17 protein-coding genes and 1 pseudogene are annotated in these 20,490 nt (G+C 48.4%); 5 read left to right on the top strand and 13 right to left on the bottom strand.

The genetic code is table 11. The features are described 5' to 3' along the window. Window positions 1-4 precede the first annotated feature (4 nt). From MJ611_RS18810 to pyrF, 5 genes are all read right to left on the bottom strand, one after another. Window positions 5-661 (bottom strand): class I SAM-dependent DNA methyltransferase, encoded by a 657-nt coding sequence (locus MJ611_RS18810; RefSeq protein ID WP_250431986.1) that lies wholly within the window; start codon window positions 659-661, stop codon window positions 5-7. 101 nt (window positions 662-762) lie between these two features. After that, a complete protein-coding gene (locus tag MJ611_RS18805) occupies window positions 763-2,286 on the bottom strand; it encodes an ArnT family glycosyltransferase (RefSeq protein WP_250431985.1) in 1,524 nt (507 codons plus the stop codon). A gap of 86 nt (window positions 2,287-2,372) precedes the next feature. After that, the gene (locus tag MJ611_RS18800) at window positions 2,373-2,960 is read right to left on the bottom strand and encodes a GNAT family N-acetyltransferase (protein WP_250431984.1); all 588 of its coding nucleotides are present in this window, start codon (window positions 2,958-2,960) and stop codon (window positions 2,373-2,375) included. Between the two features lie 732 nt (window positions 2,961-3,692). Then, window positions 3,693-4,418, bottom strand: coding sequence for a hypothetical protein (locus MJ611_RS18795; protein WP_250431983.1), 726 nt, complete (start codon window positions 4,416-4,418; stop codon window positions 3,693-3,695). 577 nt (window positions 4,419-4,995) lie between these two features. Next, entirely contained in the window at window positions 4,996-5,826 is an 831-nt protein-coding gene (pyrF, locus tag MJ611_RS18790) for an orotidine-5'-phosphate decarboxylase (protein ID WP_250431982.1), read from the bottom strand. A gap of 141 nt (window positions 5,827-5,967) precedes the next feature. Here pyrF and MJ611_RS18785 point away from each other — a divergent pair, with 141 nt between their 5' ends. Then, window positions 5,968-6,363 carry a hypothetical protein gene (locus MJ611_RS18785; protein WP_250431981.1) on the top strand — a complete coding sequence of 132 codons (396 nt, stop codon included), beginning with the start codon at window positions 5,968-5,970 and terminating at the stop codon, window positions 6,361-6,363. Between the two features lie 448 nt (window positions 6,364-6,811). Here MJ611_RS18785 and MJ611_RS18780 read toward each other — a convergent pair whose 3' ends face one another. The 8 genes and pseudogenes from MJ611_RS18780 to xerD all read right to left on the bottom strand — a co-directional run bounded on the left by MJ611_RS18780 (window position 6,812) and on the right by xerD (window position 17,405). Then, entirely contained in the window at window positions 6,812-7,456 is a 645-nt protein-coding gene (locus MJ611_RS18780; protein ID WP_250431980.1) for a LolA family protein, read from the bottom strand. A 23-nt stretch (window positions 7,457-7,479) separates the two neighbouring features. Then, window positions 7,480-10,095 carry an FtsK/SpoIIIE family DNA translocase gene (locus MJ611_RS18775; protein WP_250431979.1) on the bottom strand — a complete coding sequence of 872 codons (2,616 nt, stop codon included), beginning with the start codon at window positions 10,093-10,095 and terminating at the stop codon, window positions 7,480-7,482. Between the two features lie 708 nt (window positions 10,096-10,803). Beyond that, a complete protein-coding gene (locus tag MJ611_RS18770; RefSeq protein WP_250431978.1) occupies window positions 10,804-11,835 on the bottom strand; it encodes a quinone-dependent dihydroorotate dehydrogenase in 1,032 nt (343 codons plus the stop codon). A 165-nt stretch (window positions 11,836-12,000) separates the two neighbouring features. Further along, complete coding sequence (locus tag MJ611_RS18765; RefSeq protein ID WP_250431977.1) at window positions 12,001-13,071, bottom strand: M48 family metallopeptidase; 1,071 nt, start codon at window positions 13,069-13,071, stop codon at window positions 12,001-12,003. 3 nt (window positions 13,072-13,074) lie between these two features. After that, window positions 13,075-13,509 carry a DUF898 family protein gene (locus tag MJ611_RS20700; protein WP_394802164.1) on the bottom strand — a complete coding sequence of 145 codons (435 nt, stop codon included), beginning with the start codon at window positions 13,507-13,509 and terminating at the stop codon, window positions 13,075-13,077. Between the two features lie 21 nt (window positions 13,510-13,530). Further along, window positions 13,531-14,045 (bottom strand): annotated as a pseudogene (locus tag MJ611_RS20695) (DUF898 family protein); the annotation flags it as partial. Between the two features lie 742 nt (window positions 14,046-14,787). Beyond that, window positions 14,788-16,440 (bottom strand): beta-N-acetylhexosaminidase, encoded by a 1,653-nt coding sequence (locus MJ611_RS18755; RefSeq protein ID WP_250431975.1) that lies wholly within the window; start codon window positions 16,438-16,440, stop codon window positions 14,788-14,790. Between the two features lie 65 nt (window positions 16,441-16,505). Continuing rightward, a complete protein-coding gene (gene xerD / locus MJ611_RS18750; protein ID WP_250431974.1) occupies window positions 16,506-17,405 on the bottom strand; it encodes a site-specific tyrosine recombinase XerD in 900 nt (299 codons plus the stop codon). A 187-nt stretch (window positions 17,406-17,592) separates the two neighbouring features. Between xerD and aroQ the strand changes: the two genes are divergently transcribed. From aroQ to rnhA, 4 genes are all read left to right on the top strand, one after another. Then, window positions 17,593-18,048, top strand: coding sequence for a type II 3-dehydroquinate dehydratase (aroQ, locus tag MJ611_RS18745; protein ID WP_250431973.1), 456 nt, complete (start codon window positions 17,593-17,595; stop codon window positions 18,046-18,048). Between the two features lie 74 nt (window positions 18,049-18,122). Continuing rightward, a complete protein-coding gene (locus MJ611_RS18740; RefSeq protein ID WP_250431972.1) occupies window positions 18,123-19,184 on the top strand; it encodes an aminotransferase class V-fold PLP-dependent enzyme in 1,062 nt (353 codons plus the stop codon). 123 nt (window positions 19,185-19,307) lie between these two features. Further along, complete coding sequence (locus MJ611_RS18735) at window positions 19,308-19,874, top strand: MarC family protein (RefSeq protein ID WP_250431971.1); 567 nt, start codon at window positions 19,308-19,310, stop codon at window positions 19,872-19,874. 114 nt (window positions 19,875-19,988) lie between these two features. Continuing rightward, window positions 19,989-20,453 carry a ribonuclease HI gene (gene rnhA / locus MJ611_RS18730; RefSeq protein ID WP_250431970.1) on the top strand — a complete coding sequence of 155 codons (465 nt, stop codon included), beginning with the start codon at window positions 19,989-19,991 and terminating at the stop codon, window positions 20,451-20,453. Window positions 20,454-20,490 lie beyond the last annotated feature (37 nt).

Here is a 20,490-nt window from a genome sequence, read left to right as displayed (position 1 = left end):
TTGCTTACCTCTTCTTTGCCAGGAAAATCAGATGTGTAGCGGATGTTCCATCGGCCTTTTCATACCCTTTGCGTACCAGGTTTACCAGTTCAAAGCCGTTATCCTTTAGTGCCTGCTGCAAATAATCTTGCTGGTGGTAGTAGACATACATCCTGTTTTCGCCGCTGCTGCTTGTCTCATACCCCGACTGGTTGTAATCTCCCTCAATGGTGCTGAAATAGAAGATCCCACCCCTGTTAAGTATACCAGCAGTATCTCTGATCAATTTAACACAATCTTCTCTGGATAAATAGGGCATGCAGAAGCCACACATGACGCCATCAAACCTGTCGTGGATCTTATCTATCCCCCTGCAGTCCATGACACTGAATTTAGCTGCCGGATTGTTTTCCCGGGCTAGTTCTACCATGTTGGGAGCCGCGTCTGTTGCTTCTACCTGAAAGTCTGGCCTTTTGGCTAAGATGTAGCGGGTGATGTTGCCCGGGCCGCACCCGATCTCGAAGATCCTGGCATTGGGCTTCTGGATAAGCTGGCAAAACAGATCGTAGGTATCGTTGTACAGGTCCAGATCCATGAACTTGTCCTGGTAAGCTGCCGCCAGTTTGTCCCAGGTTTCGATTGTGATCTTATAGCTATCCATGATGTTAAGTACCTCGTGCATGAGCAGTCACATAGGTTTCACTATATTATACTTCTTCCTGAAGCTTCCGGATAGAATTATACTTTTTAGCAGGACAAGCTCCGCAATTCCTTTGCAGGAAGTCAGCGATTGTTTTTTATTTCGTCGATCTCGTTTTTTATTCTTTTGTTGATATCAACCCTGGCACCCTTAAAGGCAAAGATGGTGGTTCTGTATTCCCGCGCATACGGGTTTGCTACGGAGTCTACGACAACTGAAGAGAGGAAATAAGGGCTGGTTTCCACTAATTCGTTTTCATTTTCAGGATAGGTCTTGATCCTGATAAGATTCGTGTATGGCCGGTCAAGGTCGAACCAGTTGATGTAGTCTGCATTGAACGAAACGGCCTTTACCCCTTTGGTTGTATAGAAATTGATGGCGCCGGCCTGCCCGTAATTGTCGCAAAGCACAAGCGTTCTGTTCGGGTCAGGCAGGGAGGCGTAAACGCTGTCGACTTTGCCGGCCAGCTCTTTCCACCCGAGCATATCAGCGAAATCCTGTGGCAGCGCATGGTTTTTGCCATCTTCCCAACGGAGTAAGCCCAACTCCTCGTACCGTTCCTGGTGTTTTATAATGTACTCAGGGCTTTTGTTCGGAAAAACCCAGGTATAAGCCGGGATGAAAAACAAAACGGGTACTGCCAGAGCTATGGGTTGCAGGTATCGCTTCCAGCCGTTACTGAACACATTTGCCAGAAAAACAGCACCAAAAGCTATGTAAATGGGATATAGCCCGATGGCATAGTAATCCTTGGCTTTGACATAAACAAAGACGAGCAGTGTAAAAACCAGCACCCAGAAGAAGGGCCTGTACTTGTGGAACGGTGCGTAAAACCAGAAAGCATACAATGCCGAAGCAATAACAAACAACGAGCCGATAAAGAACAGCAGTTGCGATCTTAAAAACCCGAACCTATCTACATAGACCAACTGGGTGTCGGCCAGTTCTTTCATATGATGAAAGACAGGAAAGTGGTTGTTGTATTGCCACAGCAGGTTGGGCGAAACAAGTAACAGCCCCAGTAAAATGGCGAGGTAAAATTCCTTTCTTTGGAACAGGACCCGTTGCCTGGTAAGTAGAATAGCAGGGAAAAGGCCGATCAGCAGAAAAACTATGTTATACTTATTCAGAAAACCTATTGCGAGTACAGCCGCCCCTGCAAAGAGCCATTTCTGCTTTTCGGTGTTGATGTACCGGATGAGGATGTAGTAAAAGGTTGTCCAACAGAGAACGTCCAGTGTGTTAGGCTGGTAAAGTATGTTTAACCGTAGCAGCACAGAAAACAGCACACAGGTAGCCCCCAGCACCAAAGCGAACAGGTTTCCGCCAAGCGCTTCGATGGCTTTCCAAACAACTACAATGGTTAAAGCACCAAACAAGGCGGGGAAGAACTTGACCCAAAATACAGAATTACCCAGGAGGGCGATGACGTAAGAGAACAAGGAAGTAAGCGGAGGAACAGACAAATAGCCCCAGGCTAGATGATTTCCCTGGTCAAGGTGCAGGTATTCGTCGCGATGCAGCTCGTAGGCGGGGCTTATCAGCCAATACTGCAGCAGAAACTTAAGCGCAATAAAACCGCCCAATATGTATGTTTTCTTTGTCATTGAATTGAGCTGTGAATTTTAATGCTTAACGTCTTGGCTAAACGATGGTGCAGCTAACGTTTAGTTGCTGTTAGCTGCTGGTGTTCTTATCTTGGTGTGAGTTCCACGCTCCTGTTCTTGCCAATCTTCGTCTCTTCCCACTCCCGTCTTAACATGGCATACTGGAACTCGCTTCCCCATTTTCCTTTGAAAAATATGTTTTCTATGAAATGGCCTTCTTGTCTAAACCCTAAACTTTTCAATAGATTAATCGAAGCAATATTTTCAGCGTCTACAATTTCAACTACCCGGTGTATTTCTTTATTGTCAAAAAGAAAACTCAATACACCAAGCATCACTTCTTTAGCATAGCCCTTTTTCTGTTCAAGGTGTGAAATAGTAATACCAATTACTGCAATTCTTGTATCATAGGAATCGAGTTTGATTGCGCAATCGCCGATAAGTCGGCTTGTTTCCCTATTTTCAATTCCATATTGTACCCATTCTCCAGCTTTTCCAAAATGCTTTGTAGAATTGTCCTTAATAAACTCCTGAGCTTGCTCAATTGTCATCACATCGAAACCTTGGTATTTTGTAATTTCCGGGTTTGAGCGATATAGATGAAAGTCAGAAAGGTCTGCTAAATCGATGTGCCGAATTTTAAGCCGTTCTGTTTGAATATTTAATTGTTCCATTATCTGGATTTCTGTCAGTGATGATTTGTCGGTTCGTTTTGAAAATGGTTGCTAACGGCTTTGCTAAACGATGGCGTAGCTAACGTTTAGGTTTGGTTAGCAGATTTTGTTTTTCCTTTTTAGTCAACTACAGTTAAGATTGAAGTTGATAAATCCCCAAAGGATTAAAGCTACTAACCCTAAACTTGCATAAAGCATAATTACCTTGCTTCTTTTGGCCCTTGATTTCCAAGTCCAGATATTAATGAGTAGTTGCAGCCCTAGTGCAATTGTTTCTAATATCAAAAGCGAAGGGCCACATACCCAATTCGATTTTTGCTGGTCAAGTATATATGTTAAAAGGGCCAAGATTACTAAAAGCCCTGTCACAAAAGTCACAGTCCATTCTATTCTTCTTTGAGATAAGCTTGTTGACATCATCTTTTTCGAATTAGTGTAATGGTCAAGTGTACTTTTTAAATTCTATGCTTTCAATACCTGCTAACTACCTGATAAACGAAAACATACGTTTATCTGCTCTATACATAAATAAGCCATCTACTTTAAATTCTAAGCAGATTCCATAAGTATAGCTGTTCATCTAATTTAAGAGCTTTGTGCAAGAAGAGGGAAACTCAAGAATAAACCTGGGAACTCTAATTTATGCTGTACTACCGCGTGTTGCTTCCTGCGGCTTACCATGTATACTCCCCTGCTAAGGCTTTTTAATCTCGTTCAATAAAACAGAGATACTTATTCCTTAACTTCCTCAGTTATAAGAGCAAGGGTTTTGTTGTACTTTTCGATTATGCCATCATACTTGGCAATAATTTCATAAAAGCTGTTAAAATGCCTCAGGTTGTTTTGAATTTGAGGCTCCCGGAGCACTTGTTCCCAGTTCCCGTTATTGTTCTTATCCTGTATTAAAAAGGTATTTATAGCTGGCTCCAGTTTTTCTCTCTTATAGTCGTTCATGTCTGCGTTCAGCAGGTTCAGCCAGGGGATGTCTTCCTGGTAGAGCTCCAGAATGTTGTTCAGCAACTCTTTATTTTCGATAATATCCAGTTTACCAGAAGCTTTTAATCCTTCATACCTGCTGTTGTTCGAATTAAAATAGGTGGTGTTATACATAACCCACTTGTATTGCTTTAAACTATCTTGCTGCAGAGGCGCACCATAAGCAACATTGTAGAAGTAATCAAACCCTTTTTTTACGGTTCTATAGGTTTTAATATCACCTTTCAGCTCCGTCAGATCCTTTTGCAGATCTACCTGCAGGCCTGTCAGGAATTCTCTCTCCTCCTGTTTTACATGGTTATGCTCACTCCAATTATGCAGCCACAGCGATAAAGTTATAGCAAAAACGATAATCCCGATTTCAATTAAAGTTTCTTTCAACTTGTGCTTCCAGCCGGTTTGAGGGTCTTTCATTATGTTATAAACTGCTTTGGTGTGCTTTACAACTTCTAATTCAGCCATAGTTTTATTTTGAGGAACAAATATATTGTTTTAAAGATATTTTTTATGAATTCAGACCAATGAAATAAATTCAGTAAGGCTGTAGAAAGGAGGCATTAAATGCGAAGGGCACTTTGATGCCTGACACAATTGCCATCAAAGCCGGCGTTCAGGAGTATTTATAATGAAGAACAGGTGCTGTCCACGGGTAAGTATAAATAACGAAGTATAGCTTGCTATAAGCTATACTTCGTTATTTATAAAGCATATTGATTTGTGCGGCTAACCAGGTATACCCCCGCGTAGATCAGCAAAGCGATAATTTATACTTCCCTGTAAAGTGCAGCGTGTCACTCTGCCCGAGAGCTACACAATCTTAGCGGTTTGTGCTTTTCACGGCTTGGTTTCTCATTAAACCTAACTGCTTTGCTATGACTGGTCTTACAAACCTGTAAATTATACCTGAATAGGCAGCTCTTATTTAAGAATATACTTGTTTCTCTCCTCTAGCTCAGCTCATAAAAAGAGCCGTCATACCCAGGCAATTGTACCTGAGTATGGCGGTTCTCTGTTATGTTGCAGCTCGGGCTGCTATGTTTTACAAATGCAGCACGTACTGCTCCAGGTACTGCTCCATTTCGCGCTGCACTTCCAGGGCAGCTTCGCGGGCACGGTCGGCAAAGTCGCGGCCCGAGGAGGCGTAGATAATGGCACGGGAAGAATTGATAAGTAAACCACATTGCTGGTTCATGCCCAGGCGTGAAATTTCTTCGAGGCTGCCGCCCTGCGCACCCACGCCCGGCACCAACAGGAAGTGGTTGGGTACAATGGCGCGCACCCGCTCGATATACTCTGCCTGCGTAGCGCCGACTACATACATCATCTGCCCCACGCTGGCCCAGTTAGCGCTCTCCCGCAGCACCTGCTCAAACAGGTATTCTTCGTTGCCATCAGCCAGTTTCAGCATCTGGAAATCCTGGCTGCCGGGATTGGACGTAAGCGCCAGCAGTATAACCCACTTGCCGCCCTGCACCAGGAACGGCTTTACCGAGTCGGAGCCCATGTATGGGGCAACGGTTACCGAGTCGAAGTTCATGGTTTCGAAAAAGGCACGGGCGTATAGTTCGGAGGTGTTGCCGATATCGCCGCGCTTGGCGTCGGCAATAGTAAAGATCTCGTCCGGTATGTGCTGCAGCGTTTTCTCCAGGCTCACCCAACCTTTTGGCCCCTGTGCCTCATAAAAAGCGATGTTCGGCTTGTAGGCTACGCACAGGTCGGCGGTGGCATCTATGATCTGGCGGTTAAACTCATAAACAGGGTCTTCAGCATCCAGCAGGTGCTCCGGCAACTTTTTAGGGTCGGTATCGAGGCCAATGCAGAGGTAAGACTTTTTCTTCAGGATCTGCTCGAACAGTTGTTCTCTAGTCATGGGCGTAGGGAGGTTATGGTTTAGACAAAAGTATAGTTTTTAGTAAAGCGGTAAAAGCATCGGTCTGGTTATACTTACGGCCTTTGCAACCCTTTGCTCTTTTTCAGGCTCTTGCTGATAACAAGCCACTAAAACTATACTATGAAAAAACTACTTCACCCGCTGATCTTCGTGCTATGCCTGGCCCTGTTAGGCTGCTCCAAGGAAGACGACACCCAAATCATTGTTGAAAAAGGAGCTACGCCCATTGTGGATGTTATTGTCCCGGAAGGTGCCTCTGTGGGCGAGCCGCTTACCATGAAAGTATACTTTGTGGTGAACAACGGCTGCGGCAGGTTCAAGCGCTTCTCCGAAAGTATAAACGGCAACATTTATACGATAGCTGTACATCCCTACTATGTAAACGGCCCCTGCACGCTTAATGTGCCCGTGTTGGAAGAGAACTATACTTTTACTCCTCAGGCTGCCGGCGTGTATACGTTCCGGTTCTGGCAATCGAATGAGAAGTACCTGGAAAGAAGTATAAACGTGCAGTAACCGACCGCCTGTGGTAAGATCGTCCTCGCTCGCCTCGGCGAGTGTGAAGTTATCAGGTGGCGTTCAGCCGCTTGTGCATGCTTATTATCCCCTACCCCTTTCTAAGAAAGAATTTTCCTTCACCGTTTGCTGGCGCGGGTTTGCAACCCGTGTCTTAAAATAATGTCAGATTTGTAATCTAACTGGGCCAGAGGCCCACACGATAGCCCGTCACGAGCGAGGACGCTCGCGCCATGGAATCTGGCCAGAACAAACTAAGAAGAATAAGCGCTTTAGAAACAAATTTATACACTTACAAGCGACCAGAGGCCGAGGGATAGCGCACACTCGCCAGAGGCGAGCGAGAGCAGATAGACCAAAACAGGTACATACTGCAGATTCCATTTAGAATACAAACAAAAAGAGCTGCCCAAACTGAGCAGCTCTTTTTAGTATCATAAAGGTTGGTTTATCTTAAATCTACTACCTGCACTCCTTTATACTTTGCCTTGTTGAAGGAAAAAGCATCGGAAGCCAAGGTTGGGTTGGCAGAAAAATTCTTGATGGTGTAAGTATAACGGCTGCCGTTGTTACGGAACATCTTCCAGCTCTTAAGCGACTTATCTTTCTGGTTGATATAAAGGCGCACCTTAAATACCGGGTTGTTGCGGTCTTCCGGTGCCAGCTCGATCACGTCATACTTTACGCCACCTTCAGTTTCGGTGCCGGCATACGCATACTTGTAGCCTTTCTTATACATATCGAAGATCTTGCTCGGAGCCATCGCTTCTGCTTCGGCATCGTTCTCCGTAATGGTTACTTCGTTTACATCCTTCATGTAGGTGTACATCAGTTTGCCATCGTTGATGATCTCCTGGCCACTTACACTCAGCCTGTACTTCGGCCCACTTACCAGAATGTTGCCTTCCACTGTTTCTTTAACTTTTGCAGATGGGTTTTCAAGGGTCTGGGCGAAGGTTACCTTAAAGGCTTTCATGGCTCTGTATTTCTGGCTCATCTGGTCCAGTATCTTGCCGGCCTTCGGGTCTTGCTGCGCGCTCGCCAGGTTCACAAACGTGAACACGATCAGCAGCAGTGAGAATAATCTTTTCATGTCGGTATTCTATTTTGGAGTCTTTACTCCATTGTATTCAATAACTGTTCCAAACTGTACTCGTCCGGAATTTTAACTTCACGGGCCTTACTACCTTCAAACGCTCCAACTATGCCTGCAGATTCCAATTGATCAATTAATCTTCCGGCGCGGTTGTAGCCCAGCTTCAGGCGGCGCTGCAACAGCGAGGTACTGCCCTGCTGGTGCTGCACTATGATACGGGCTGCTTCTTCAAACAACGGGTCGCGCATACTTGGGTCGAAGTCTGCTTTTTCGGCGCCGCTCTCATCTCCCACGAACTCAGGCAACAGGTACGCATCGTTGTAGCCTTGCTGCTCACCGATAAAGTCGCAGATACGGTCTACTTCCGGGGTATCCACAAACGCACACTGGATACGCACAATGTCCGAACCGATCGAGAACAGCATGTCACCCTGGCCGATCAACTGGTCTGCGCCACCGGCATCCAGAATGGTTCTGGAGTCGATTTTGGAGGTTACTTTAAAGGAAATACGGGCAGGAAAGTTGGCCTTGATGATACCCGTGATCACGTTTACCGACGGACGCTGCGTTGCTACCACCAGGTGTATGCCAATGGCACGGGCCAGCTGTGCCAGACGGGCAATCGGCGTTTCCACCTCCTTGCCGGCGGTCATCATCAGGTCGGCGAGCTCGTCTATTACCAGCACAATGAATGGCATAAACTTGTGGCCTTTTTTCGGGTTGAGTTTACGCTCTACAAACTTGCGGTTATACTCTTTCAGGTTACGGCAACCGGCATCTTTCAGCAAATCATAGCGCATGTCCATCTCCATACACAGGGAGTTGAGCGTGTTCACAACCTTTTTGGTGTCGGTGATGATGGCTTCTTCGCTATCAGGCAACTTGGCCAGGAAGTGGCGCTCGATCTTGTTGAAGAGCGACAATTCCACTTTCTTCGGATCGACCAGTACAAACTTAAGCTGCGAAGGATGGCGCTTGTACAGCAACGAGGTAAGTATGGCATTCAGACCAACCGACTTACCCTGACCCGTGGCACCTGCCATGAGCAAGTGCGGCATTTTAGCCAGGTCGGTGATAAACACTTCGTTGGTGATGGTTTTACCGAAAGCGATCGGCAGGTCCATTTCGCTCTTCAGGAACTTCTCCGTAGAAAGTATGGAGCGGATCGAAACCATCTCTTTCTTGGTGTTCGGCACTTCGATACCGATGGTACCTTTACCCGGAATCGGGGCAATGATACGGATACCGAGGGCTGCTAAGCTCAGGGCAATATCGTCTTCCAGGTTCTTGATCTTAGAGATTCGCACCCCGGCGTCCGGCACAATCTCATACAGGGTTACCGTAGGGCCAATGGTGGCTTTGATGCTGGCAATACCAATGTTGTAGTTGGCCAGCGTTTCCACAATCTTGTCCTTGTTTGCTTCGAGCTCTTCTTTGGTAACCGATACTTTGTTAGCGCCATAGTCGTTGAGCAGCTCAATGGTCGGGTACTGGTAACGGGCCAGGTCCAGCGTCGGGTCGTAATTTTCGGTAGCCAGTACATCGGCCGCCTCTTCTTCCGGCGTTTTTAGTATCTGCAGGTCCAGTTCTTCTTCCTGCTCCTCCTCGTCATCAAAATACTCTTCTTCGTCTTCCAGCGCGAGGGCGCCATTTGAATCGATATCAAGTTCCAGTGCCGGAGCAGCTGGTTTCGCCGGTTCGGGTCGGAAGGAGCGCAGTTCCATCTCCAGGGCTCTGTCGATGGCCTCCTCTTCTTCCTCGTCTAACAGCATTTCTTCTTCCTCTTCCTCGTATTCCAGCGACGCTGTTGGGTCGGAAGTATGATTTACACCGGCGCGTGCGGAGCCGTGTACCACATCACGAAGCGTGGAGGCCCGGTTCATCTCTACGCCAACAGAACCTTCTTCGGAATCATCGGCTGGTTTGCTCCAGTTAATGCTGGTGATGTTAAAGAAGAACACCAGGAAGACAAGCAACAGGAAACCCAGCAGTGCGCCGGTACCCCAACCGATCAGACTGCTCAGCCAGATAGAAGTTTCGAGGCCGATGCCACCGCCCAGAAAGCCCAGGTTTTCGGTGGTACCCGTGGTAAGTACAACATAGCCCAGTGCAAGGCTCAGCCACAGCATCGAAAAGCTGCAAAGCCCCAGCACGTACGACATGGAAACAGCAACCCGCCTGAAAACAATGCGGCAGCCGGCGAAAAACACAACCGGTATAACAAAGAAAGCTCCAAGCCCTACCCACCTGAAGATGAACAGGTGCGAAATCCAGGCGCCAAAAAGGCCCAGCCAGTTCTCGGCTTCCTGCCCCGATTCTTTCAGCCCTGTTCCGCCTACCGACTCCACCACGCTCTGGTCAGCCTGCCCTGTGAAAAGGTAGGAGACAAAAGCCATGGAAAGGAAAAAGGAGATCAGCAGGAAAGAAAAGCCGATAAACAGCTTAAAGCGCCTGTCTGAAAAGAATGCCGGCATGCCAATACTGAAGCTTGGCAGCTTAAAAGATCGTTTTGTTTTCTGTTTTGGTGGTTTCTCCCCGATGGGTGTATTGGCCTTGCGTGGTTCGTTACGACCCCGCACCTCGTTCCTTGCCCGCCCTGCGTTTACCGCATCGTTTTTGTAAGTGTTTTTTGCCATACCCTCGACTAATTAAGATTTCAAATTTACAATTTTTCAGATGAAACCGTTCAGCAAAGCAGCGGGCATTTTCAGGAAATATTTTGAGTTGTTGGTTTCCTGGAATAAAGCAATTTTGTATAATCGGTGTTGGTGTTAGCTTAGCGATCTGCTGCTACGAGCACAGTTTACAGGGAGGTCGCCGTAAGATACCCCAATCATACCGCCCGTTTAGCGCAGTGGTAACTGGTGGTTGCGCATGACAGCCAGTTTCTAACCGGTGGAAGTAGAAATACGGGTAAAGCCAGTTACAAACTGGCCTCATAGTAAGCCACAAGTTGCGCTGAAGCTAAACTTGCGGCATGGAGGGGCACGTGGCGGGACGCTCCTTCATAGTTCACACTCGCCAGAGGCGAGCGAAGGCTAACCAGCTATGAAACTTAAACTTATTAGGTGTTACAAGAACTAATTCCCCTCCTTGGAGGGGTGCAGGGGTGGGTTATACTACAGACTCAGATTTCTCACAGCTACGCTGGCTCTCTTCGGCTCTCGCCTCAAGAGTAGTCGAAATGACAGATGAAATAAGAATAGAGGGCTCCCCTTCTTAGCCAAGGAGAGCAGGAGTAGTTGGATCAGGTATAGCAGATTAAATCCTGAGACTTACAAATAAAACGGGCCAGAGGCCCCACGATAGCACAACACGAGCGAGAACGCTCGCGCCATACTTTATTACCTACCCAGCAGCTTCTTGTTTATCCTGGAGATCAGCGCTGGCCCTTCGTAGATGAAGCCGGTATACAGCTGCACCAGGTCAGCACCGGCATTCAGTTTTTCCACGGCATCATCTGCCGACATGATTCCTCCTACCCCGATGATCTTGACTTCCTGTGGCAGGTGCTGGCGCAGGTAACGGATAATTTCAGTTGAATGGCGGGTAAGCGGCTTACCGCTCAGGCCTCCGGCTCCGATCTTGGTTACACGTGTGCCTGGTGTGTGCAGGCCTTCGCGGCTGATGGTGGTGTTGGTAGCGATAATACCGCTTAGTTTGGTCGCAATGGCAATTTCGATGATGTCGTTTAGCTGCGACTCGTTCAGGTCCGGAGCTATTTTGAGCAGCAGCGGTTTTGGCCTGGGCATTTTGCTGTTTTGCTCCTGCAGGGCCATCAACAGTTGCTGCAGCGGCTCTTTTTCCTGCAGTGCCCGCAGATCCGGGGTGTTGGGCGAACTCACGTTAACCACGAAGTAATCCACCACATCATACAGCGCCTTGAAGCAGTAGAGGTAATCATTCAGAGCCTCCTCGTTGGGTGTTACTTTGTTCTTGCCGATGTTGCCCCCTACAATAATGTTGCTCTTGCGCTGGCGCAGCCTTTCCACAGCAGCATCTACCCCTTCGTTGTTAAAGCCCATGCGGTTGATGATAGCCTGGTCTTCAGGCAAGCGAAAAAGGCGCGGCTTTGGGTTACCTTCCTGCGGCTTCGGCGTCAGTGTCCCGATCTCAACAAATCCAAAACCCAACTCGGCCAGCTCGTCTACCAGTTTGGCATCCTTATCAAAGCCAGCGGCCAAGCCTACCGGGTTTGGGAACTTCAGCCCGAACAATTCGCGCTCCAGCCGTGGGTCCTGCACCTGGAACATACTTCTGCCTATACTTTTAGCAAGCGGCAACGAGAAAGCAGTTTTCAAGGCATCGGCAGTAAGATAGTGTACCTTCTCGGGATCGAGTTTGAAGAGCAGGGGGCGAAGCAGGCTTTTATACACGGGAATGGGTTTGGTTATACTTCTGCCTGCAAAGATAAGTACAGAAAACTTATAAACCCTCCAATCTAACAGAGTTTGAAAACCTGCAAGTGTTTGTCTACTAGTAAGCCATTACTTCAATGCCATACGCTCGCAGGAGCTGCGCACACTGCGAGGTCTTATGTGCTATTTTTTTTTCAACTCTTCCCAAGCAGCTTCCAGAGCAGGATTTGAAGCGGGTTTATACTTTGCTTCTTTTATCTGCCGGTTTAGCTCTTCGATCCTGTTCTGGGTGCGCGGGTGGGTACTAATAAACTCCATGTACTCCGGCTCTCCGGAATCCAGCCGTTCCATCAACCATACCATGCCTTTTGGATCCAGCTTATTTTGCTGCAACAACACCAGGCCGGCTTTGTCCGCTTCCTGCTCTGCCTCCCGGCTGTACTCCAGGTTGTGCAGGGTGCTGGCATTGTCTATGATAACGCCAGCTATACCTGTTACATCGCCGAACAGCAGCGAAAGCAGCATGTAATAAGAAAGGCTACGAGCCATGGCACGGGTAGAGTGGCGTAACTGCACATGCCCAATCTCGTGGCCCAGCAGGCCCGCCAGTTCCTCGTGCCGCTCCATTTTCTGCAGCAGTCCATCGTGCAGCACTACAAAACCACCCGGTACGGCGTAGGCGCTTACTTCGTCGCCTTTCACCACCACCGCATCTATCGGGAAGTCGGAGGTAACCTGCAGGTTGTCGAGGTATTTGTTCAGGGCTACTGTCCTGGCAGAATCCACGTCATAGGCCATCAGCATCTTTTCGTGCAGGTTTGTGCCCAGCTCGCGCTCAAAATCCCTGGGGAAATGAGCCGCCGCACGATCGGCCAGGAAGGGGACGCCCCAGATGAAGAAAGCCATCGTCAGAGCAAACAGGCTTAACCCGACCACTGCCAGCCCTAACAGCCCTGTGTTCAGGAAAGAAGTATAATTCGACTTCAGGAAAGCTGATCCTTTATACTTCTGCTGCAATGCCTCCCGGAAGCCCTGCTCAAACACAGCTATACTTTGCTGCGGATACTTGCCGTAGCGCAGAAGTGTGGTGGCATCGTTAAACTCAGACTGCTGTATGCCTTCCAATTCCCAAAAAACGTGGCCGTTCTCCTCGCCGGTGCTGTAGTTTATACTTATACCGTTTTCTTCTAAAACTATAAAGGCGGGTATGCCTTTCGACACCCGCCCGTTATAGTATTTACCTTCGTATTCCATGTGTTAAACTAAACCAATGTCCAGCACATCTGCAAGGTCTTCGTACATGGCATTGGTATAGTCCTCCTCGGTCTGCACCAGCGTATCCGGGTCAAAAGTGCCCACCAGCGTGGAGTTATTCAGGATGAACGACATGGTACGTGCGGTAGCCCAGGAAGTGCCGAAGCCCAAGGTACAAATGATCAGGAGCAAATTACCTATGGCCAGCTTCAGGTAATCGAACCCGCTTACGTTGCACTGCAGGCGGCTGTAGGTGTCTTCGTGCACCACTACAATGTTATCGGTATAAAAACGCAACAAGTCTTTAACGTACCAGAACAAATAAACACCCACGGTAAGTATGCTCAGGAAGTATCCTTTCACGTGGATGAGCAGCAGGTCGGCGCCATCGCCGGTGTAGCGGAGGTGGGCACTGCCAAAGCGCACGTTCTCGATCATCTCTTTGCGAATTTTTACCATGAACCACGGCCCGTAGATGCCAAACGTAATGATGGTCAGGAAGAAGCCAACCAGGTAAGTAGAAACCATTTCTGACAGCTCACCTCTATACCCGAGGTGTATGCCGCGCCAGCTGGTGCGGGAAGTGCGATAACGCATCATCCCATGCAGTGCTATTGGCACCAACACCATAAAGCCTACAATGTATACAAACACAAACAGCACGGCCATGAAAGGTGTATCAACGAGCATGGCCATGTAGAGCATGAAGTATAATGCAGCGAAAACACCTACCCCTTTGATAAAGCCTACAAACATTTCTTTGCCAGTACCATGAAAGGTAAAGGGGCTGCCTGCCAGTTCTGTTTTGCGGTATAGGTACTGCAGGGTTTTGGCCTTGGCCAAGGATAATACAGTCCTACTGTAAAGACGGTCAGGAAGAAATTTACGATCTGTATACCAAACAGCTCCGATCCGCTGCCTGTAAAGTTGAATTTCGTTGTTTGTTTTTCTTGCTCGAGTAAAGCTGTTGTCATAAAGTATAAAGTTTGATTAGTGACATTGATGAGCAAATAACAGCCTTAATCTCCGCACACCCTCTGTTATTCTCTTCTTTAAATATATGAATAACTAGATATAATTTTAGCTAACCTTATACTTTTATTTTCCAGATTTATACCATAGTTGAGGTTTATACTTTACGCTGACAGGCCTCTGCTTCGTAGCTACTTTCATTCCTCAGCCTTACTAGCTTATAACTTTCATAGCGTCTCTCCGAGCGCTCCAGGCCGCGGGGCCTCGTCCTTGGACATCGCGCTGTTGATTTGAAGCTGCTCCTCGCTTGCGCTGCGGGCTGCCCTTACGGGCACCGCAACAAATCAAAGGCGCTCAACCCAAGGACTGGAAATAACACTGCTTAGTGAGCTGCTATGGAACTGGAACCCATTGTAGGGACAGGTCGCGACCTGTCCACGCGATAGCTGCAGCAATGAAACTTATACTTCAAGTATAGCAGTAACAGGCTCCCCTCCTTAGACAAGGAGGGGTTAGGGGTGGTTTGACAAAAGCAGCTATGAAAGTATAACCTCAACTAAAGTAAAGGCAGGAATCCTCTTCTCAGCAGGGGTGTGTTTATACTATGCCCATACCAGATCTCTCCCTCTGGTCGAGATGACAGAAGAAAGCCCCCTCTCCTGTTCATAGAAGAGGCAAACCACCTGAAACAAAACAGCTCTTCAGGATCACCCTGAAGAGCTGTTATACTTATCAAACAAAAGCCTACTGCTGCTTATCGGCAGTCCAGGTTTCGAAATTTTTGAAGTAAGCGCTTTTCCAGAAGTTATACCTTGGTATCATGGCAGTCTTCAGTCTTCGTGTAAAGTCTTCGTAGTCTTTCTTCTCGGCGGGCGACCAGAGCACCTCGCTCAGGGCGGTCATTCTTGGGAAGATCATGTATTCTACTTTGGCCGGGCTGCCCATGTATTCGGTCCAGACGTTGCCCTGCGCGCCGATGATGTAGCTGTCTAGCTTTTGCTGGCGCAGCGCATCTGGCACCGGCTCAAATTTATATACCGCTTCGGTTGGGTTGTAGCCGTGTATAGCCAGGCTGTCGTTCGGGTCTTTCGACTGGTAGTGGTCGAAGTACAGCGGTTTACCCGGCGACATGATCACCTTGTGTCCACGGGTAGCCGCCGCTATGCCTTCCTTCTCCCCTCCCCAGTTCATGATCAGGGTAGAGGTATTCAGGTCACCTTCCAGGATCTCGTGCCAGCCGATCACTTTCTTGCCTTTTTCCTGCAGGTAACCGGCCACCTGCTCCACAAAGTATGTCTGCAGGCCTTTCTCGTCTTTCAGGTTATGGTCTTTGATAAACTTCTGCGACACCGGGTCAGCTTTCCACCACATCTTGCTGGTCTCGTCGCCACCCAGGTGGAAGTATGCATAAGGGAACAGGTCTGCCACCTCCTGGAACACCGTTTTCAGGAACTTGAACGTAGCAGGGTTTGGCTGCAGCACATTGTTCTGGCGGTTGTACATGCCCCAGGTAGTGGCAACGTTCCACGTGGTATCGGGGCGGGTGCTGAACTCCGGGTAAGCGGCAATGGTAGCACGGCTGTGGCCGGGTATGTCAATTTCCGGGATGATGTTGATGCCACGTATGGCCGCATACCGGATCACTTCGCGGACTTCATCTTTGGTATAAAATCCGCCGTAGCGGGTAGAGTCGTAGCGTGCTGGAGTGTCTTTAAAATGCCCGATCAGGGTGGCTTTGCGCCAGGAGCCGATGGAATTCAGCTTCGGGTACGAGTCGATCTGGATACGCCAGCCCTGGTCGTCGGTCAGGTGCCAGTGGAAGGTGTTGAACTTGTGGAAGGCCAGGTAATCGATGTACTTCTTGATGAACTCCAGCGGGAACATGTGGCGCACCACGTCCAGGTGCATGCCCCGGTAAGCGAAGCGCGGGTAGTCGATTATCTTTACATCCGAAACCTTGGCTTCTTTTACCTGCTTGATGGGAAACAGCTGCAACAGCGACTGGATGCCATACACCATACCGCCGGTGTCTTTGGCGCGAATGGTAATGTCTTTGCCTTCCACCGTCAAAGTATACATCTCGTCTTTGGTGATGGCTTTGTTATCGAACAGCAAGTAAATGTGGTGGCTTGCTTTTGGCTTGCTTTGCGCTTTGGTATAAGCCTGCAGTTTCAGGCCGGTTTGTGCCGCCAGCATGTCTTTCAAAAACGTAGCCTGGTCAGCAAACTGCTTATCGAAAATGATCTGTGCTTTTCCGTCGATAGATACATGTCCCTTGTCTTTCTTTACTTCAACAGGTTTGGGCACAATGTCGTCTGCCGACTGGGCAGCTGCACTAAACGAGACAGAGAGAAACAGGAACAGGGCAAAAAGTATAGGCCAGTTTTTGAGAGTCATTATATAAGTTTAAGGTAAAGTATAGTTCTTCTAGCTTAACGGGTGCCGATGCAGCAAAGTATACATCAGCTCCGCGGGTGGTAATCTTTGATCACCTGCTTCAGGTAATCCCGGTCCAGGTGGGTATAGATTTCGGTGGTGGTGATGGATTCGTGGCCCAGCATTTCCTGCACGGCGCGCAGGTCGGCGCCTCCTTCTATCAGGTGGGTGGCAAACGAGTGGCGGAAGGTATGCGGACTCACCTGCTTCTGTATGCCTGCCTTGGCAGCCAGGTCTTTGATGATCGTAAATACCATCACCCGCGTTAGTTTCGCGCCCCGGCGGTTTAGAAAAACATAATCCTCGTTACCCTTCTTAATGTTGAGGTGACAGCGAACGCCTTCACGGTAGAGCTGGATGTGCTTCAGCGCATCCCTTCCGATCGGCACCAGGCGCTCCTTGTCGCCCTTACCGGCCACTTTCAAAAAGCCCATGTCTTCGTAGAGGTTGCTCAGCTTCAATTCCAACAGCTCTGTTACGCGCAGACCCGAACTATACAGCGTCTCGAGCATGGCCCGGTTGCGGGTGCCTTCCGGCGTAGAAAGGTCGATGGCGGCCAGCAGCTGCTCTATCTCGTGGAAGTGCAGCGTATCGGGCAGCTTGCGGCCTGTTTTAGGCGCTTCTACTGTTTCGGTCGGGTCTATGGCCAGCATATCCTCCATGATCAGGAACTTATAGAAAGCACGGATACCAGACAGGGTGCGGGCCTGCGAGTGCGGTGTCATGCCCAGTTCGCCTATCCACGCCATAAAATCATGCAGTATGGCCGGGGTTATCTGCTCGGGCTGCTCGCTCAGGTTTCTCACGCTCAGGAAATCCGTCAGCTTCCGGACGTCGCGCAGGTAGGCTTCCACGGAGTGCCCCGAGAGCGATTTCTCCAGCTGCAGGTATTGTTCAAATTGCTTTACGCAGATAGACCACTTCATATTTTTGGAAAAAAGACTTTCTGACAAAGGACAAAAGATTCCGGAGCATGCCACAGGTAAGGTAAATCTGCAGAAAGCCTTTGCTCCTTAGCCTATATTTCTTTTGTCAGGGAATAAAGCAAAGATAGTTAATCCTTAACTTTGCATATCCGGATTTTTAGGCCGGACTGTAAAAAGAAGCTGCATTATGAAAATATTGATCCTGAACGGGCCAAACCTGAACCTGCTGGGCGTCCGTGAAAAGTCTGTTTATGGCACCGAATCGTTTGAGTCATACTTCGAGGAACTGAAGAAATCTTTTCCGGCGCTGGAGCTGGAGTATTTCCAATCGAACACAGAAGGCGCCCTGATCGATAAGTTGCATGAGGTAGGCTTCAGTTACAAAGGCATTGTGTTTAACGGGGGTGGTTATACCCATACTTCGGTAGCACTGGCCGATGCCATAAAAGCTATTGAAACGCCCGTTATTGAGGTGCACATATCCAATATTTACGCCCGCGATGCGTTCAGGCAAAAGAGTGTGTTTGCCGCCTATTGCAAGGGAAGTATAACTGGCTTTGGCCTTGAAAGTTACCGCCTGGCCCTGCACTATTTCGAACGCATGAAGCCAAAGCAAATCGGGTTCAGCTCACAAAAACCATAGACAGCAGCTGCTCCGTTCACTAAAAAATCACTGTTCATATAGTACTTATACTATATTTTTTACTATATTCCTGCATGCTAAATTTCTACCCCGGTCCTTCAAAAGTATATCCAGAGGTGCGCACCTATCTTACAGATGCGTACGACGAGGGTATTATAGGAGCTCCACACCGGGGCGAGCAGTTCGTTCAGGTTTCCCGGGCGGTAGTTAACTCGCTTAAACGTAAGATCAACATCCCGCAGGATTACCACATTCTTTTTGCCTCCTCGGCCACCGAGTGCTGGGAGATCCTGATCCAAAGCCTTACGCGGCACAAGAGCTACCATATTTATAATGGCTCTTTTGGCGAAAAGTGGTGTGAGCAAGCAAAAAAGCTGCGCCCGAATTCCGAAGGGATGAAGTTTGACATGAACGAGCACATGCCTGTGGATGACCTGCAGATCAGTTCCGACACCGAGCTCATCTGCTTTACCCAGAACGAAACGTCCAACGGCACGCAGGTATCGGCCACCACCATCCTAAACCTGCAGAACAAGTACCGCGATACGCTTATTGCTGTAGATGCCACTTCTTCCATGGCCGGGCTTAATCTGAAATTCATAAAGGCTGATATCTGGTTTGCTTCGGTGCAGAAGTGCTTTGGTTTGCCGTCCGGCCTGGCAGTGCTCATCTGTTCGCCACGCGCTATTTTCCGGGCCAAGCAGCTGAATGAGCGCTCGCATTACAACAGCCTCGTGCCGATGTACGAGAAAATGCTCAACTACCAGACCACCCACACGCCCAACGTGCTTGATATTTACCTGATGAAGCGCATGCTCGAAGACCGGCCTTTTATCAAGCAACTGGACATCGATCTTACCGATCGGGCTAACGACCTGTACGAGTTCTTTAGCCAGTTTACGGAGTTTAAACTGCTGGTAGAAAACGAGGAGGTGCGCTCTAAAACCGTGCTGACTCTGCAGGGTTCCGAGCGCCTGGTTGATGATATCAAAAAGCGTGCGCTGCTCTACAACATCCGTTTAGGCAACGGGTACGGCCCCTGGCTGCGCAATACCTTCCGGATTGCCAACTTCCCGGCCATCGGCAACGACGAGTACGAAGAGCTAAAGCGTTTTTTCCTGCATTATTACGCCTGATTGTACTTTGAGAGTTTTGGCGTTAGAACGTTTAGGAGTTTTGTTTCAGGCAAGTTGGTTTCTTTCTATCTTAAGAAACCAGTAACTTTGCACCTCTTTAACTCTCTAACTTTTTAACTTGCAATGTTCAGCCTAAAGGAAATCGCTTCCGTAACCCTTACACTTTTTGCGGTAATTGATATTTTAGGATCCATCCCGATCATTATTGATCTGCGCAAGCGCGAAGGAAAAATCGAGTCTGGCAAGGCTACGATCATATCCGGAATATTGATGATCGCCTTCCTGTTCCTGGGCGACGCGATCCTGAAGCTTTTCGGCATTGATTTTCAATCGTTTGCGATGGCGGGTGCTATCATCATCTTTCTGATCGGTCTGGAGATGATCCTGGGCAAAGACTTCTTTCACACAGACCCTGATATTAAAAGCGGCTCTATTGTTCCGCTGGCTTTCCCGCTTATAGTTGGGGCCGGTACCATGACAACGCTGCTCTCGCTACGCGCTGCCTATTCGCTGCCTAATGTGCTGATAGGTATCCTGCTTAACCTCGCGTTCGTTTACATCGTGCTCAAGTCATCGGCGTGGCTGGAGCGAAAGTTAGGCAAGGCTGGCGCTAACATACTTCGTAAAGTTTTCGGTGTGATCCTGTTGGCTATTGCCATCAAACTATTCAAAACCAACCTGACGTTTTAATTCTGAATGAGTGATTTTGTGAATGATTGAATTAGGTAGAAAGGTAGAAAAGTAAAGAAGTAAATATTCCAAATTCAAACAAAATTCACTCATTCCCCCATTCACAATAATCTTATGATCGAGCTTTTTACAGATGGTGCCTCGCGCGGTAACCCGGGGCCGGGAGGCTATGGTACGATTCTGCGCTGGAAGCAGCACGAGAAAGAACTGACTGCCGGCTTCCGCAAAACCACCAACAACCGCATGGAGCTGCTGGCTGTGATCGTGGGGCTGGAGGCTATTACCAAACCGGGCATTCCAGTTACCATCTACTCCGACTCGAAGTACGTGGTGGATGCCGTGGAAAAAGGCTGGGTGTTTGGCTGGCAGAAGAAAGGCTTTGCTGGTAAGGCTAATGGCGATTTGTGGTCCCGTTTCCTGCGGGTGTACGCTAAGCACAACGTAAAATTTGTGTGGATACGCGGCCACGCCGGTCACCCTGAAAACGAACGCTGCGATCAACTGGCCGTGGCCAGCGCCCTCTCCCCCAACCTGCTCATCGACGAAGGCTTTGAATCGGGGATGTACAATTCTAAGTAATTATGAATGCTGAATTATAAATTATGAATTATTCAGA

Source organism: Pontibacter ruber (assembly GCF_023630205.1).
GTDB lineage: Bacteria > Bacteroidota > Bacteroidia > Cytophagales > Hymenobacteraceae > Pontibacter > Pontibacter ruber.
Note: the sequence above shows the minus strand (reverse complement) of the source record. Positions and strands in the feature narration are given on the sequence as shown.